Source organism: Agrobacterium leguminum (assembly GCF_005144435.2).
Lineage (GTDB): Bacteria > Pseudomonadota > Alphaproteobacteria > Rhizobiales > Rhizobiaceae > Agrobacterium > Agrobacterium leguminum.
Genome location: NZ_CP120212.1, coordinates 2,393,469 through 2,410,835, shown reverse-complemented (window position 1 = coordinate 2,410,835; position 17,367 = coordinate 2,393,469). Strand labels below are relative to the sequence as shown.

9 protein-coding genes and 3 pseudogenes are annotated in these 17,367 nt (G+C 53.9%); 5 read left to right on the top strand and 7 right to left on the bottom strand.

Features of this window, described 5'->3' with window-relative positions; translation table 11 throughout:
• Positions 1–261: 261 nt before the first annotated feature.
• A pseudogene (gene mobQ, locus CFBP4996_RS25465) lies at positions 262–1,128 on the top strand (MobQ family relaxase); the annotation flags it as partial.
• A 63-nt stretch (positions 1,129–1,191) separates the two neighbouring features.
• Here mobQ and istB read toward each other — a convergent pair.
• The gene (istB, locus tag CFBP4996_RS25460; protein WP_137396213.1) at positions 1,192–1,986 is read right to left on the bottom strand and encodes an IS21-like element helper ATPase IstB; all 795 of its coding nucleotides are present in this window, start codon (positions 1,984–1,986) and stop codon (positions 1,192–1,194) included.
• Positions 1,976–3,496, bottom strand: coding sequence for an IS21 family transposase (gene istA / locus CFBP4996_RS25455; RefSeq protein ID WP_137396214.1), 1,521 nt, complete (start codon positions 3,494–3,496; stop codon positions 1,976–1,978). The genes istB and istA overlap by 11 nt, the downstream gene beginning before the upstream one ends.
• A 99-nt stretch (positions 3,497–3,595) precedes the next feature.
• Here istA and CFBP4996_RS25450 point away from each other — a divergent pair, with 99 nt between their 5' ends.
• Together CFBP4996_RS25450 and CFBP4996_RS25445 are read left to right on the top strand one after the other, a co-directional pair.
• Positions 3,596–3,745, top strand: coding sequence for a hypothetical protein (locus CFBP4996_RS25450; protein ID WP_162936005.1), 150 nt, complete (start codon positions 3,596–3,598; stop codon positions 3,743–3,745).
• A gap of 21 nt (positions 3,746–3,766) precedes the next feature.
• Positions 3,767–4,321 (top strand): toll/interleukin-1 receptor domain-containing protein, encoded by a 555-nt coding sequence (locus CFBP4996_RS25445; RefSeq protein WP_080853322.1) that lies wholly within the window; start codon positions 3,767–3,769, stop codon positions 4,319–4,321.
• 41 nt (positions 4,322–4,362) lie between these two features.
• Here CFBP4996_RS25445 and CFBP4996_RS25440 read toward each other — a convergent pair.
• The 5 genes and pseudogenes from CFBP4996_RS25440 to CFBP4996_RS25420 all read right to left on the bottom strand — a co-directional run.
• Positions 4,363–4,536: pseudogene (locus tag CFBP4996_RS25440) on the bottom strand (helix-turn-helix domain-containing protein); the annotation flags it as partial.
• A 26-nt stretch (positions 4,537–4,562) separates the two neighbouring features.
• A complete protein-coding gene (locus tag CFBP4996_RS25435; protein WP_080853323.1) occupies positions 4,563–4,835 on the bottom strand; it encodes a hypothetical protein in 273 nt (90 codons plus the stop codon).
• A 56-nt stretch (positions 4,836–4,891) separates the two neighbouring features.
• Positions 4,892–5,119: pseudogene (locus tag CFBP4996_RS25430) on the bottom strand (transposase domain-containing protein); the annotation flags it as partial.
• Between the two features lie 26 nt (positions 5,120–5,145).
• Entirely contained in the window at positions 5,146–6,480 is a 1,335-nt protein-coding gene (locus CFBP4996_RS25425; RefSeq protein ID WP_080853324.1) for an LLM class flavin-dependent oxidoreductase, read from the bottom strand.
• 125 nt (positions 6,481–6,605) lie between these two features.
• Positions 6,606–7,388, bottom strand: a complete 783-nt coding sequence (locus CFBP4996_RS25420) for a thioesterase II family protein (RefSeq protein ID WP_162936006.1) — start codon at positions 7,386–7,388, stop codon at positions 6,606–6,608.
• A gap of 297 nt (positions 7,389–7,685) precedes the next feature.
• On the opposite strand from CFBP4996_RS25420, the gene CFBP4996_RS25415 reads away from it, so the two are divergent.
• Entirely contained in the window at positions 7,686–8,438 is a 753-nt protein-coding gene (locus tag CFBP4996_RS25415; protein ID WP_080853326.1) for a Stf0 family sulfotransferase, read from the top strand.
• A gap of 70 nt (positions 8,439–8,508) precedes the next feature.
• On the top strand, positions 8,509–17,367 hold the full coding sequence (locus tag CFBP4996_RS25410) for a non-ribosomal peptide synthetase (protein ID WP_279511361.1): 8,859 nt from the start codon (positions 8,509–8,511) through the stop codon (positions 17,365–17,367).

The window sequence follows — 17,367 nt, the reverse complement described above, 5'->3', positions numbered from 1 at the left end:
TTCTTCCACTCGTCCGGCTCCCTTTGGCGCCTATCCCTCCTCCGTCGTGCGATCAACCTGCGCCTATCGCCCTCCCCTGATTGACGCTTTTGTGTCCCTATTCAAACACGAGCAATTGCCACTTGGCGACTACTACTTTTAGTAGTCGAAATCGCCGTTCGTTGTTGCTAGCCTCGCCACCGGTAAACAGACAAGGGCGCACTTACGACTTGCCACGCGTCAGAGCGCTGAATTTCCCCGTTTGCGGTTCGGAGATTTCGGTTGGCGATTTATCATCTCAGCACCAAACCTGTCTCGCGCTCATCCGGCCGAAGTGCTGTGGCATCTGCCGCCTACCGTTGCGCGGTACTTCTTACCAATCACCGCGATGGCCTTGTGCATGACTTCACTCGCAAAGAGGGCGTGGCGCATAAGGAGATCGTATTGCCGGACGGTCTTTCTGCCGATTGGGCTCTGGATCGTTCGGCATTGTGGAACGCTGCCGAGTTCGCAGAAAAGCGCAGGGATGCCCGCGTCGCCCGCGAATTCGAAATCGCGCTTCCGCATGAGCTGTCGCCAGAAGGGCGGCTGAACGCTGCACGCGCCTTTGCCCGGGATCTTGCAAACCGCTATGGCGCGGCCGTGGATTTTGCAACCCATTCGCCAAGTGAACACGGTGACATCAGGAACTATCATGCGCATGTGCTGATGACGACGCGACAGGTAGGCAGAACCCGCCTTGGCGAGAAAACTTATCTCGAGCATAAGAACGCACGGCTGCTGGCAAATGGTATGGCGACAACCGACATTCAGCTTCGCGATATCAGGCAGGCATGGGAAGGCATTGCCAACCGTCAGCTTCAGCGCGAAGGCCTGGATGTTCGCATCGATCATCGCTCACACGTGGAGCGCGGTCTTGAGTTGTCGCCGACCGAGCACATGGGCGTGCATGCCTCGCAGATGCAGCAGCAAGGATTGACGGTCGAGCGCGGCAGGCTGGATGACGAGGCAGCACGGCAAAATGCCGAACTGATCCGGCAAAAACCCGAACAGGTTTTGACGCTGATCAGCAACGAGAAGAGCGTGTTCGACCGGCACGATATTGCCAAAACGTTGCATCGCTATATCAACGATGACGCCTGTTGGTTTCCACGCGGAACTGAGCCGGTTTTTCCACCGAGAAGTGAGCCACCTCTGAGTATGGTTTTCTGATCAGGCTTTGGTCAAGGGATTGGCCTTTTCTCCTCTCTTCTGAGCTGCTGCGGCCGAGCTGGCCTTGAAGCGGAAGCTGTCGTTTCCTGTTTCCAGGATATGGCAACGGTGGGTCAGGCGATCGAGCAAAGCCGTGGTCATCTTGGCATCACCGAAGACGGTTGCCCATTCGCTGAAGCTGAGGTTGGTCGTGATAATGACGCTGGTGCGCTCGTAGAGCTTGCTTAGCAGGTGGAAGAGCAACGCTCCCCCTGAGGCACTGAACGGAAGGTATCCCAATTCATCGAGGATCAGGAGATCGAGGCGAACCAGGGTCTCAGCGATCTGTCCTGCCTTGCCTTTGGCCTTCTCCTGTTCGAGCGCATTGACCAATTCGATGGTCGAGAAGAAGCGGACCTTCCGGCGGTGATGCTCGATCGCCTGGACCCCAAGGGCAGTCGCGACATGTGTTTTTCCTGTGCCCGGCCCACCGACGAGCACGATATTCTGCGCCCCGTCCATGAACTCGCATCGGTGCAGTTGGCGCACCGTCGCTTCGTTGATTTCGCTGGCGGCGAAGTCGAACCCGGAGATGTCCTTATAGGCTGGGAAGCGAGCAGCCTTCATGTGATAGGCAATCGAGCGAACCTCACGTTCGGCCATCTCGGCTTTCAGCAACTGGGACAGGATCGGCACGGCCGCATCAAAAGCTGGAGCCCCTTGCTCAATCAGGTCTGTGACGGCTTGGGCCATGCCATACATCTTCAGGCTCCGCAGCATGATGACGACGGCGGCACTTGCGGGATCATGACGCATGGCGACCTCCCACGATCCGGACACGCAAGCCATCGTAGCGTTCGACGTTGGCCTTGGGTTCACGCAACAAGGTCAGCGCCTGTGGCGTGTCGATGTCAGGGCCGTCAGTCGTTTTCCCATCGATCAGACGATGCAGCAGGTTCAGCACATGTGTCTTGGTCGCGACGCCTTGATCCAGAGCCAGCTCCACAGCCCTGACGACGACCTGTTCGTCGTGATGAAGCACCAGAGCCAGGATATCGGCCATCTCACGATCGCCGCCCAGGCGACGCAGCATCTGGTCCTGCAACCGTCGAAAGGCCCGCGGCAATTCCAGGAAAGGCGCACCATTGCGCAGGGCTCCGGGTTTGCGCTGGATGACCGCAAGGTAATGCCGCCAGTCGTAAATCGTTCGCGGTGGTTTGTCGTGGCTGCGTTCTATGATCCGCGGATGTTCGCAGAGGATATTGCCCTCGGCTGCAACAACCAGTCTCTCGGGATAAATCCGCAAGCTGACAGGCCGGTTCGCAAACGATGCAGGCACGCTATAGCGGTTCCGCTCGAAGGTGATCAGGCATGTCGGAGAGACACGTTTGCCCTGCTCGACGAAGCCGTCAAACGCAGCGGGGAGCGCCATCAATGCTGGCTGTTCCGCGGACCAGACGTCCGCGATCGTGCCGGGCAAGGTGCCGTGTGCTGTGTCGCGCCACAGGTCCTGGCAATGCTGTTCCAGCCAGGCATTCAATGCCGCCAGATCAGGAAAGTCCGGCATCTGTTGCCAAAGTCGCGGCCGGGCATCCTGGACATTCTTCTCGATCTGGCCCTTCTCCCAACCCGCGGCGGGATTGCAAAACTCAGGCGCAAAGACGTAGTGGTTCGTCATCGCGAGGAAACGGATATTGACCTGTCGCTCCTTGCCACGACCGACGCGATCGACCGCGGTTTTCATGTTATCGTAAATGCCGCGACCCGGCACACCGCCAAACACGCGGAACCCGTGCCAATGAGCGTCGAAGAGCATCTCGTGCGTTTGTAGCAGGTAGGCCCTGACCAGAAACGCCCGGCTGTGTGATAGTTTGATATGGGCGACCTGCAGCTTCGTGCGCTCGCCGCCTATCACGGCATAATCTTCGCTCCAATCGAATTGGAACGCTTCGCCTGGGCGGAAGGACAGAGGAATGAATATGCCGCGGCTCGCTGTCTGCTGCTCAGTCCGCCAGTCACGAGCGAACGCGGCGACCCTACCATAGGAGCCGGTAAAGCCGAGAGCCATCAGATCGGCATGAAGCTGCTTCAATGTTCGGCGCTGCTTGCGCGACCTCCCGGCCTCGGTCTTCAGCCAGCCAGAGAGTTTGTCGGCAAAAGGATCAAGCTTGCTCGGTCGTTCCGGAACCGTGAACGTCGGCTCGATCGTGCCGGCACTCAAATACTTCGCGATGGTGTTGCGTGACAGCCCAGTGCGCCGGCTGATCTCCCGGATCGACTGCTTCTCGCGCAGCGCCATCCGACGGATGATGTTTAAAAGTCCCATGTGGATCACTCCGTTGCCCCCGTCGCTCACCGCGTTGGGGGAAGGTTCACATGGCTCAATTCTCAATGGAAATTATGCGCCTAACCGGCTCAGTTCTGCGTGGAAACCAACAGCAGCGATTTGCCCTTCACCGGGGCGGACGCCACACGGCCGACTGATGATGAACTCGTCGCCTTGAGCGATGAAACGAAAACGAATGAGGCGCTGCTGGCAATAGTTGAGAAAATCATCTCGCGTCAGCAGAAATGAATACTTTTAGAGGGTGTACAGTTGCCTGAATTTGTTACCAGAGCGGAGCTCCGTTCGTTTGCAGCCAAAAAGACATCGACTGAACAGCAAGTCATCCGAAAAAACGCCTCGTCTCGCTCGTTAAATGGTTCCACATTTCTCTCGCACTCTAGCAAGGACGAGGATTTAGTGGTTGGAGCAACGATCGTGTTGGAGAACCATGGAGCACTCGTTTACACCGACGAGAAAGACCCAGAAATGCCACCGTATACGACGGCGGAAACTGCCGCGCTGCTGAAAACGCGGATTAGACAGACGAAGCGCTTCGTCCTGCTCACAAGCAAAAAAAGCAAAGATAGCAAGTGGGTGCCGTGGGAACTCGGTGTTGCGGACGGATCGAAGGGAATGAGCCCAATCGCTTTATTTCCGTCAGCAGACAGCCCGACTGACATGAGTTGGGCATCTTCTGAGTATCTTGGCCTCTACCAGCGTATCGTTTGGGGGAAGATTCGAGGCCGCGAGAAAGAGGAATGGATCGTCTGGGACGAGCGCCCCAATACGGCGGTGACTTTGCGGCACTGGTTAACCTCAAGCTGAGAACCAGCAGAGCGACCGAAAGCGCTGGCGAAAATCACCACCTAAACTACACCCCATGCCCGAAACCTCCCCCTGCCCGTCATCTCTCTGAGGCCGAGTTCCAAAACGATCCGCCGCGCCGCCTGCGGCGTGACGTCGAGCGTCTTGGCCACCATCCCGGCCGACACCAGCGGCTTTGCCATCACGAGCTCCACCAGCTCTGGCAGCTTTGACGTAAGCGCCGTTTTGAGAGCACGTCGATTTAAGCTTGACGGAAAGGAATGACGTTGTTCCCGCGCATGAACGCAGGGGCACCCTCTGTCTCAATGGCTTTCACCGCCACGTCCCGCGCCTCTGCGTCGGAGCGGAATTGCTCGTCCCAGACATGACTTGTGTTGTTGTGGTCGACCACCTCAAGCGTCCACGTCGTATCGGTTTCCAGTCGAAATATGTCGATGGAAAACGGATAGCCATCAACGACGATCCTCTTACTTTTGCCAGAAGTCACCAGATTTGGTTCGTCGTCTTCGATCATTTAGCACGTCCAGCTTCTGTATCACGACTGCGAGTATGCCGGTGGAGCTGAACCCGTCAAGTGGCTGGCTTGACGGTCCTTTTGAATGCCCACGGCAACAACTCATGGATCCGGCTCTGCCTGTGACCATTCACGATGGCGGCGAGTGTGCTGGTCAAGTAGGCCAACGGATCGACCGAATTGAGCTTACAGGTCTCGATGAGCGATGCGATGGCCGCCCAGTTCTCGGCTCCTGCGTCATGCCCCGCAAAAAGTGCGTTCTTGCGATTTAGGGCTATCGGCCGATCCCTGAATGGTACTCCCCACAAAATCACAAGTACTGATTCGGGGGGCGCTTCAGATGGAGATTTTCGCGTAGCGTTGCGCCTTCGTAGCGTTGACGAAATAACCCTCTTCGCTGCAGCACTGGGACAACCAAATCGGCGAACCTTTGCAATCCATCGGGAAAAATCGGTGGCATGATGATAAACCCGTCGGCGGCAAACTCTGTGTAGAATTCCTGCATTTCATCCACAATATCCTCTGGTGATCCTATGCAAACATAGTGGCCTCTTCCTATCGAGAGAAGACTTATAAGTTGTCCAATGGTCAGTCCGTGCCGGCAAGCATGAGCGAGGATCAGCTTCTGGCGGCTTTGCATCAAATTCGTAACCGGTAGTTCCTGGGGAACAAGATCGTCCAAGCGGAATCGGGACAAGTCTACCGCGTGCCCCAATAATCTATTTGCATTGTCTATTGCGGGAGCGTGTTGTACATAATCCTGCAGGCTATTTAGCATCATTCGGGCATCAGACATTGTCTTTCCGACTATCGGTACCAAACCTGGTAGTACCACAATTGAGTCGGGACCGCGCCCTGCCTTGCAAGCAGCAGCCTTCAAAGATCGATAGAAACTTTTGGCTCCCTCGACGGTTTGCTGTGCGCTAAAGATAAGCTCGCCATGTCGAGCCGCAAACTCCATACCGACTTCAGAACTTCCCGCTTGAGCAAGAACTGGATATCCCTGAGGACATCGCGCAGCATTGAGAGGCCCTCGAACCTTGTAATACCGCCCCTCATGATTTGCGATATGCAGCCTATCTTTCTCGAAATATACACCCCTTTCCTTATCTCGAACAAAGGCATCATCTTGCCACGAATCCCAGAGTTTCTTAGCAATCTCCAAAAACTCGTCCGCCTTATGATACCGATTGTCATGGTCTGGAAGAGCCGAATGGCCAAAGTTGTGTGCCTCGTTTGGGTTCGAGGAGGTAACTATATTCCAACCTGCCCTTCCTCGGCTGATATGATCTATTGATGCGAACTTTCTCGCGAGATGGTAAGGATCGTTAAACGTAGTCGAGGCAGTTGCAACGAGTCCTATATGTTCCGTTCTCATTGAAAGAGCAGCAAGTGTTGTGAGCGGTTCAAGAACGTCGGTTCGACCAACGGCAGATAGCGAATCGATTTGGGTTTCGCGCACGCCAGCGGTATCCGCAACAAAAAGAAAATGAAATGCGGCGCTCTCTGCGCATTCAGCATATGAAATGTAGCGATCTATGTTTATACCGGTATCCGTATGCGCCGTGCTATAGCGCCATGCAGCCTCGTGATGTCCTGCTTGGGCCATAAACAAACCGAGTATCATTTTGCCCGTTCTTGACATGGTTATCTCGTCACAACAAAGGCGATAGAACGCTTTATAAGAAGCTTGCCTCTACAAAAATGAGATTCTACTAAAGTACCGTGGAAAACACGCGTCAATTCCAAGCATTGTGGGGCGAAAGAAGCTCAGGTCGTTAGAGTCTGCTCTAAGATGGCAGCAATCTGGCCTTTCACAACATCTTCGCCGTCTTCGGACACTATGGAGAGGCCGGTCTTCAGGTGAGACCATGAACTGCTCGTTCTCTTTCTCCATTTCTCATAGAATGATGCATCACTAAGTCTATCTCGCGCGCTAGAGAAAGTAACAATTGGGCAGCTAACAACTGGACTATTCGAAAAGTCATGGCCTTCGACCAAATGAAAGTCCGCGCGTATTTGACTCGAAAAAAAGTCGATAAACTCTTCTTCGGCTAGTATAGCTGGTTCTATTAGCCCGTCCGCCACGATCTTCGACACAAAATCTGCGTGGTTCATTTGATGGAATTTTCCACCGAAAGCCGAGCAAGGGTCAGGTATACTGGCGGGAAATAAGCAGGCCGGCGTGATTCTGTGATTTCTTTCCAGGTACTGGATCGTTGCCAGCGCTATTAGCGCACCAGAACATTCACCAAAGAATGCGAAGGGGACATCGGACAGCTGTGAAACCACTTCGGCTAGAGGAGCACAGATTTCCTCCATTTTATGAGTTGGCGGCTCGAGCAAGCGCGAACCCCGCGCTGGAAGCTTAACTGCACAGATTTGCACAGAGGGGGCGAAATAACCCGGCCACCGTTCGAAAACAGTATGGGTCCCGCCCGCGTGAGCGATGCAGAACAATCGCAATTTCGGGGAGGCATATCGGTCAACCCAATTGGTGGCCAACCAATTCTCATCATAGCGATCGGTGGATCTCCCCACAAATGTCACCACGATAGCGCTCCGTAGCCTTTCAGCCAATAACGACCATAGGTAGCGTTGGTTCAATGGCAAGACCATATTTCAAGTTTTTCGCGCGCGCAACCGATGAGGGCGCTTTTTCGCCACATCACAAAAAAAATACAAACCTGCGATTTGCTGCATTGCTATGGCGGGCATAGACTGTATGCTCAATGAGCGCGTATCGGTTGAGCTAATTGAGGTCGCGTTTGGCTGTGCGGGAACGCGATCCAAAGCCACCCTGCAAGATTGTTGCCAGTTGCCTAAATCAGACGATTGTAAAGGTGTGCAATGCAAGGTTACAGCAGCTTGCGATTTGATTTACCACTGCAGACCATCGAACGCGTACTCGTTGTCGCGTCATCCTATCGATGTGGCAGCACATATCTCAGTTCGTTGCTATGGGCCGATGGTCGATTTGGTGCACCGTTTGAGTACTTTAATTTTGAAAAGCACATGATCGTGCTGATGGCACGCCTTGGGGCCGTGGATGCTGAGTCTTATCTCCGCGAATTGATCAAACGACGCACCGCCCCTAATGGCACGTTCGGGATAAAATGCCATTTCCATCACTTTGAAGCGATGGTCCAACAGTCAGAATGGTGGATGGGACAACACCGGAGTGCTAGGTATCTCTATGTAAATAGGCTTGATAAAATAGCGCAGGCTGTATCAATGGCGAAGGCCCTTCAGACCAATTCATGGGTATCCTTTGAGGTGGCTCGCAAAGTACCCCTCTTCTATAGCCACGATCTTATTCGCGATTGCCTCCAGGAGGTAATGACCCAAACATCCGCCTGGTGGAAATGGTTTGAGCGTAACGGAATTACGCCATTTACAGTGAATTATGAAGATTTGCAAGATCGCCCTACGGACATCATCGCAGGTATAGCGAACTGGTTCGGGGTGTCTTCCCAGCCGTTAAATCCCATTGAAGTGCCTATGCCCGCTATTCAATCAGATGCAACGAATCTGGAATGGCAAAATCGCTTCATCAGCGAGAGCCGCATGTCTCCATCAACTAACAGGCAGGAGCGCGCCTAAGCGGCTCACAGCACTGACTTTCGGCACCATTAAGTATGCCGGTTTCATCCAACCGAGTAGAGAGGTCCATATGCACTTCACAAGCGACGAGGATGCCGGAAAAAGCTACAACGTCAATTTTTCGAGTTTGATAAATGCAAGTAAAGGCGAGGATAGTGTTAAACGTTTCATAAACAACCACGTAACATGTTTCACACTGGATAAGCAACGCACACAACAGCTGCATGACGTCGCATCTTCGATGCAGGTTTGTAAAGGAACTATCCTGTTTGTGGCGTTCCAGTACGTTCTAGGCCGATGGTTTGAACGCGATGATTTCATTGCGTCCATTGAATATAGTGAGGAGGAGATTGCAAGAGCCGAGTCCGTTGCCGTCAACAGTTCTTGGTCAAATGACTATAGTCTCCGAAGCTTGTTGGAGCCGGCTGGGCGCGGCGCTTCAATATCGGGAATGAGTTCCCCTCCGGCAACAACGGAAACCGCAGAGGCTATCCATTCGACTGGCACAGGTATACGTCTTGTCCTCTATGCTTCAGTAGAGCAGCCGCATGACTCCTCTTGTCCTCGGAAGGACGAAATTGGCTTAGCCTGGCGGGTAAGATCTGACGAACATCACGAGCTTCTTTTTTCTTATCCAGACCACGCTTTTAGCCAAGACAGGGCGTCTCACCTCCTGTTACGGATCGCTGACTTCCTTTCCAGCGCGTCACAGTCACCCGATGCTCCGATTAACCAGCTGCATTTGTTTGAATTGCGTAAGACCAAAGCTTGGGCATCAGATGCACCGATCGACTCGCCGATAGCAGCCGCAACATCGATAATAGATCGGTTTTGTCAGATCGCTACCGATCATTCTCAAGCTTCTGCACTGGTCGGACCCAACAGCGTTTGGTCGTACGCGACGCTGCTCGGTGAGGCTGAACATATCGCCTTCCTAATCGCTGAGCTTCGGTTGGAGTCACCTCAGCCAATCGGCATCATGTTTGATCCTGAACCTGTAATGATTGCCGCTGTCCTCGGCGTGCTCGGCGCCGGGCATTTTTACGTACCAATCTCACCATCCGATCCAAGGCCGAGGATAGAGGCCATTGCCAGGGAATCCGGGTGTCAGCACATCCTGACCAAAGGCGACCTGGTTGGTTTTCTGGCCTCATTGTCCTCTGACATAAAGGTTGTGGACGTAGCCTCAGCTCCAACTCATCGGCAGCAATTTATCGAACGACGCGATACCTCCTATGCATATATCCTCCATACCTCCGGTTCGACGGGGATACCAAAGGGAGTGTTGCAAAACGACGGGAACATTCTGGAACACATTGCCGTCTATTCAAATGCGTTAGATATACAGCCTGCCGACAGAATTGCGCTTTTGCCTGCGATTACATCGGACGCTGCTGTAAAAGTCATCTTCGGGGCACTTCTCAATGGTGCAAGCCTATGCCTTTGGGATTTGAAAAACCAGGGTTTGGTCGGGCTCGACACTTGGCTTGACCGGAACCAGGTGACGATTTGGCATTCCACTCCCACGTTGCTGCGAGCGGCTATGTCGGAATTCGAAAGGCCTTTGAACCTCCGATGGGTTGTGCTTGGCGGGGAGCGCGTGGCGGTGGAGGACGTGCGGGATCTTCGAGACTTTGCGGGTTCTGAGTGCCGCATGATGGTAGGATACTCGCAAACTGAATGCTCCACGGTTCTAGAGTGTTTTCCGCTCGACAACGGACAGCACGGTGGCCAGGCCCTGACGGCCCAGACCGTTGCCGGACTGGACATCCTGCTTCTTGACAACAATAGAATGCCGACGCCCTTTCGCGGCGAAATTGCTGTCGACACTACAAGGCTCGCCGTTGGATACTGGCGCAGGCCGGAACTGACAGCCGAACGGTTCGTGCCCAATCCGGTGAGAACAGGACACCGCCTTTATCTGACCGGCGACGTCGGGGAATGGACGGCAGATGGGAGAATCGAAGTCCTCGGACGTATCGACGACCAAATTAAACTTCGCGGTTATCGCGTTGAATTGAAGGAGATCGAGCACGCTATTCTTAAACATCCGGCGGCGGCGCGATGCGTTACGATTGTAAGCCGCGGAGACCCCGAAGAACTGACCTGTTTTGTCGTTCTTCGAAAGAACACCGAGCAGGTCGATGGCGCCGCATTTCGGGATTTTCTGCAATCTCGCCTTCCTGATCATATGGTACCGAATAGATGCGTTGTTCTCAGCGCGTTTCCTCTGCTTTCTAACGGTAAGATCGATCGCCTCGCGCTGGAGAACATGGACGTGGGCAATCGAGACGATTGCCTTTCATCGCCCTCGGCGGATGAGGCTTTGTTAGTGCAGATATGGAGCGAATTGTTAAAGGTACGGAATGTTGAGGTTACCGATAATTTTTTCGAGTTAGGCGGACACTCATTGCTCGCGATGCAGATGATTGCTCGAATTCGGAGTCAGCTGGGTTTTAACTTGTCACTCAGAACCGTCCTGAAGACGCCGACAGTTAGGGCTTTAGCAGCGGCGATCGGCGCTGCATCGGCTGGTTCCACGGAGGATAAAATTGCCTTGGTCCAGTTCCCGCGCCTTGGCCCGGTGAAGGCTTCGTTTGCGCAGGAGGGTCTGGCGTTCCTCGATCGGATGGAGTCCGTGGGCGCAGCATACAACATCCCCGTGGCATTTGATCTTTTGGGAGCGCTGAGTATTGCGACCCTGGAGCGCAGCTTTGAGGAATTGATCCGCCGGCATGAGGTTCTGCGAACCCGTTTTGCCGTTGAAGATGGCCAGACAATACAAGTGATCGATCGGCCATCGAGATTCCGGCTGGATGTAAGAGATGTCCACGGGCAGCCGGATGGTTTGATATCAGAACTCGTACGGGCTGAAGCTCTGGAGCCCTTTGATCTTGAGAAGGGACCGCTGCTGCGAGCTTCCTTGTTGCGCATCGCTGCAGACCAACACATCCTACTCGTGACGATGCATCACATTATTTGCGATGGCTGGTCGATCAGAGGCATTCTTCCCCATGAGTTGGGTACTCTTTACACAGCCTTTTCGCTGAACCAGCCATCCCCATTACCGGCATTGCCTGTGCAGTATGCCGATTATGCGGTGTGGCAGCGTGAATGGTTGCAGGGAGAGGTTCTGGAGCACCAGCTGGCCTATTGGCGTCAGCAGCTTGCAGGACTTCCCGCAGCATTAGCATTACCGACCGATCGCCGACGGCCAGTGGTTTCCAGTTTCCGTGGCGAGCGTGTTCCTGTCATCATATCTGAAGAGCTCGGCGCGCGCCTTCTGGAGTTGGGTCGAAGACATGGGGCAACGCCGTACATGGTATTGCTTGCGGCGTTCCAGCTCCTGCTATCGCGGTGGAGCGGTCAGTTCGACATTGTCGTCGGCTCACCGATTGCCGGCCGTACCCAGCAACAGGTGGAAGGACTGATGGGTCTTTTTGTGAACACCTTGGTGCTTCGCACGGATCTTTCTGATGATCCCAGCTTCCTTCAATTACTGGAGCGAGTGAAAGAGACAGCACTTGCAGCTTACGCTCACCAGGATATCCCATTCGAGAAACTGGTCGCAGAATTACAAATTGAACGCGACCTCTCGCGCCATCCGCTGTTCCAGGTCATGTTTGCGTTACAGAACGTACCGCATGCTATCCTCGACCTGCCAGGGTTACAGTTAACCCCCGTAGAGCGGCCGCACGGCACCTCAAAATTTGACCTGTTCCTGCAACTGACCGAGCGGGAGGGAGGGTTTGCAGGCAGCATTGAATTTGCAGCGGACCTGTTTGAAAGATCGACAATCGAGCGCCTCAGAACATACTTCCTCACCCTCCTGGAAGGGATCGTTGACATTCCCGACCAACCAGTCTCCGAAGTTACCTTACTAAGCCCCGCTGAACGTCAGCTGCTACTGGTTGAATGGAATGACACACAGATAAATTATCCGACTGACAAATGTGCCCATGAACTCTTCACAGCACGAGCCTTGCAGGAGCCTGACGCGATCGCCGTTGTCTATCAAGGCAAGCGACTGACATATGCAGAATTAAACCGTCGTGCCAACCAGGTTGCGCATCACCTGCAGAGCCTGGGAGCCAAACCAGAAAGCATCGTCGGGTTGTGCGTAGATCGCTCCGATGAGCTTATCGTTAGCGTGCTGGGTATTTTGAAGGCGGGAGCGGCCTATCTGCCGCTCGATCCGTCGTACCCCCACAGCCGATTGTCATACATGCTCGAAAACTCGGGAGCATCAATCCTTCTGACCCAAAGTCACATTGATTTTGCACCCACGCAGCCAATGCCTGTGCTGCGACTCGATTCTGACCGGACCGCGCTTGACCAGCAACCAGATACAGCTCCGGAAACCGGGGTACGTCCCGAAAATCTCGCCTATGTCATCTATACTTCAGGGTCAACAGGACGGCCGAAAGGCGTCGCGGCGGCTCATAGCAGCGTCGCAAACAGGGTGTTTGCTCAAGCTCAGTTTAATCCGTACGGCCAGGAAGACATATGCTGCCACAAGGGCGCATTGGGTTTTGTTGATACGTTTTTTGAGATTTTGGTCCCGCTCGTCTATGGCAGGCCGTTGGTGGTTTTCCACAAGAGCATTGTGCAAAACCCGGAGGAACTTGTTCTTGAGATCCGGAGGTGCAACATCACACGCATCGTCACCGTTCCTTCCTTGGCGGCGTCGATGTTGGAAGTGCGTGATGTTGGCCAAAAACTAGCAAATGTCGTCAATTGGACATTAAGCGGCGAGCGCCTCAGGCCGGATCTCTTTGCAAATCTGTCAGCAGCTCTCCCGTGGTGCCGGATTGTGAATTTATACGGTTCAACCGAATTGGCGGCAGATGCGACGGTTGAGCTCGATATCGCCATTAACGTCTCCTCGATAGGTCGGGCACTCCCTAACAATTATGTCTACGTGCTGGATAAAAACATGCAGCCTGTGCCAATCGGTGCAAGCGGCGAACTTTACGTAGGCGGTGCAGGCTTGGCACGTGGATATATCAATGAACCGGGTCTCACGGCAGAAGCGTTTGTCCCTGATCCCTTTGGGTACGGGACACGGCTGTTTCGAACAAAAGATATCGTATGCTGGCGGCCGGACGGCTCAATCGAATTCATTGGCCGCGCTGATGATCAAATCAAAGTCCGAGGGCATCGAGTTGAGCCTGGCGAGATCGAGGCCGCCTTGCTTGCCTATCCTGAAGTCAAGGATGCAGCCGTTATATTACAGCAGCCCACAACAGGCGATGCACGATTGACCGCATTTGTAGTCGCGTCCGATGGTCTTTCAATCAATAGTGTGCTCCTAAAGGCGAGTCTTCGACAGACATTGCCGGAATTTCTAATACCAGCTGAGCTTATCGCAATTGACGCTCTTCCTCGTGGCTTGACAGGGAAAATTGACCGCCTTGCGCTGTCTGATAGACGAACGTCTACTCTCATCGCTACCGCATCAGCCCCCCTCACTCCGACTGAGGAGGTGCTCATATCGATTTGGCGCCATATTCTGGCTGTCGAGACTGTTGATCCTGAAGACAATTTCTTCGCCCTCGGCGGTCACTCTCTTCTCGCTACACGCGTCATGGCTCGGGTGCGCGACTATTTTGATTTGGATCTTCCGGTACGGATGTTGTTTGAAGACACCTCCACTTTGAAGGAGTTGGCTAAAAATATTGATAGAGCAAGGCAGGAAAAACAGGGGATCCTGCTGCATCTTTCAAAACGGTCCGATAGCGGAAAACCGGAGCGCCTATCACATTCTCAGGAGCGGTTGCTATTCCTCAGCCAATTGTATTCCCACAGCGTCGCATACAACGAAGCGATGGCATTTGATCTTTTGGGAGCGCTGAGTATTGCGACCCTGGAGCGCAGCTTTGAGGAATTGATCCGCCGGCATGAGGTTCTGCGAACCCGTTTTGCCGTTGAAGATGGCCAGACAATACAAGTGATCGATCGGCCATCGAGATTCCGGCTGGATGTAAGAGATGTCCACGGGCAGCCGGATGGTTTGATATCAGAACTCGTACGGGCTGAAGCTCTGGAGCCCTTTGATCTTGAGAAGGGACCGCTGCTGCGAGCTTCCTTGTTGCGCATCGCTGCAGACCAACACATCCTACTCGTGACGATGCATCACATTATTTGCGATGGCTGGTCGATCAGAGGCATTCTTCCCCATGAGTTGGGTACTCTTTACACAGCCTTTTCGCTGAACCAGCCATCCCCATTACCGGCATTGCCTGTGCAGTATGCCGATTATGCGGTGTGGCAGCGTGAATGGTTGCAGGGAGAGGTTCTGGAGCACCAGCTGGCCTATTGGCGTCAGCAGCTTGCAGGACTTCCCGCAGCATTAGCATTACCGACCGATCGCCGACGGCCAGTGGTTTCCAGTTTCCGTGGCGAGCGTGTTCCTGTCATCATATCTGAAGAGCTCGGCGCGCGCCTTCTGGAGTTGGGTCGAAGACATGGGGCAACGCCGTACATGGTATTGCTTGCGGCGTTCCAGCTCCTGCTATCGCGGTGGAGCGGTCAGTTCGACATTGTCGTCGGCTCACCGATTGCCGGCCGTACCCAGCAACAGGTGGAAGGACTGATGGGTCTTTTTGTGAACACCTTGGTGCTTCGCACGGATCTTTCTGATGATCCCAGCTTCCTTCAATTACTGGAGCGAGTGAAAGAGACAGCACTTGCAGCTTACGCTCACCAGGATATCCCATTCGAGAAACTGGTCGCAGAATTACAAATTGAACGCGACCTCTCGCGCCATCCGCTGTTCCAGGTCATGTTTGCGTTACAGAACGTACCGCATGCTATCCTCGACCTGCCAGGGTTACAGTTAACCCCCGTAGAGCGGCCGCACGGCACCTCAAAATTTGACCTGTTCCTGCAACTGACCGAGCGGGAGGGAGGGTTTGCAGGCAGCATTGAATTTGCAGCGGACCTGTTTGAAAGATCGACAATCGAGCGCCTCAGAACATACTTCCTCACCCTCCTGGAAGGGATCGTTGACATTCCCGACCAACCAGTCTCCGAAGTTACCTTACTAAGCCCCGCTGAACGTCAGCTGCTACTGGTTGAATGGAATGACACACAGATAAATTATCCGACTGACAAATGTGCCCATGAACTCTTCACAGCACGAGCCTTGCAGGAGCCTGACGCGATCGCCGTTGTCTATCAAGGCAAGCGACTGACATATGCAGAATTAAACCGTCGTGCCAACCAGGTTGCGCATCACCTGCAGAGCCTGGGAGCCAAACCAGAAAGCATCGTCGGGTTGTGCGTAGATCGCTCCGATGAGCTTATCGTTAGCGTGCTGGGTATTTTGAAGGCGGGAGCGGCCTATCTGCCGCTCGATCCGTCGTACCCCCACAGCCGATTGTCATACATGCTCGAAAACTCGGGAGCATCAATCCTTCTGACCCAAAGTCACATTGATTTTGCACCCACGCAGCCAATGCCTGTGCTGCGACTCGATTCTGACCGGACCGCGCTTGACCAGCAACCAGATACAGCTCCGGAAACCGGGGTACGTCCCGAAAATCTCGCCTATGTCATCTATACTTCAGGGTCAACAGGACGGCCGAAAGGCGTCATGATCGAGCATCGATCCCTTACGAACTTCGTCTACGCTATGATGCAAAATTTGAAAATCGATTCCTCCTCCGTTGTCGCCGCCTTGACCAATCTGTCATTCGATATTTCCGGGCTTGAGATTTATCTCCCGCTGCTCACGGGCGCTCACCTAGTGATGATGAAGCACAATCCTGATGCTGAACAGTTAGCCCGCGAACTGAGCGATGCGGAGGTTACGATCATCCAAGCAACCCCATCTGTATGGCGACTCCTTCTCGATAGTGGTTGGAGACCAGCCCCCGGTCTGACAATTTTGAGCGGCGGCGAGGCTTTGCCATCCGAACTGGCGAATTTCCTTGTCAACAGGCCGGGTGATACATGGAATCTATACGGCCCAACTGAGACCACGGTGTGGAGCACGATGATGATGCTACATGCTGGCGATGCCGTGGCCATAGGCCGGCCGATCGCTAATACGCGCTGTTATGTGGTGGACAGCCAAATGAATCTCGTTCCTCCGGGAACCCCTGGAGAGCTGCTCATCGGAGGCTCCGGCGTCGCGCGAGGTTATTGCAATGATCCGAGACTGACAGCGCAGAGGTTTTCCATGGATCCCTTCAACCACGGTGGTCGGCTCTACCGCACCGGAGATATAGTTTCGTGGAACAGCGACGGAACATTACGCTATATCCGCCGCGTTGATGACCAAATCAAACTGCGGGGCCATCGCATAGAGCTCGGCGAAGTCGAAGCCGCCTTATTGGCCTGCCAGGGAGTGCTGCAAGCCGCCGTTGTCGGGCAAGATAACGGCATGGGAGACAACCGCTTGATCGGTTTTATTGTTGCGGCCGAGACGGACTCTGCCGGCTTGAAAGAAGAGCTGCGCGATAGCCTCCCAGATCACATGATCCCTTCACAAATCGTATTTGTTAACTCACTACCGATGACACCACATGGCAAACTTGACCGGGAACGGTTGATAAAAATGGCCCCCAGACCTTCGATCACGGAACGTGTGAAGCCTCATCATCAAACAGCTCAAACTGTTGCGGAAGTTTGGCGGGGAATTCTCGGCGTAGATGAAATAAATTCCGATGACAGTTTTTTCGATTTAGGTGGGCATTCGTTATTGGTCATGAAAACAGTTGCCAGTCTGCGGCACCACTTAAAGACAAATTTGACCGCCCTTGATTTCTTCAAATTCCCGACGGTGGCCGCCCTAGCATCGTTTATCGATGGTGAGACGTTCGAAGAGGACACTTCAGGAGACTCCGATGCACGTGCGAGGCGCGCACGCCATATTAGACGCAACCGAAATAGTGCCAGAGCGACTCCCTCGTCATCCAATTGA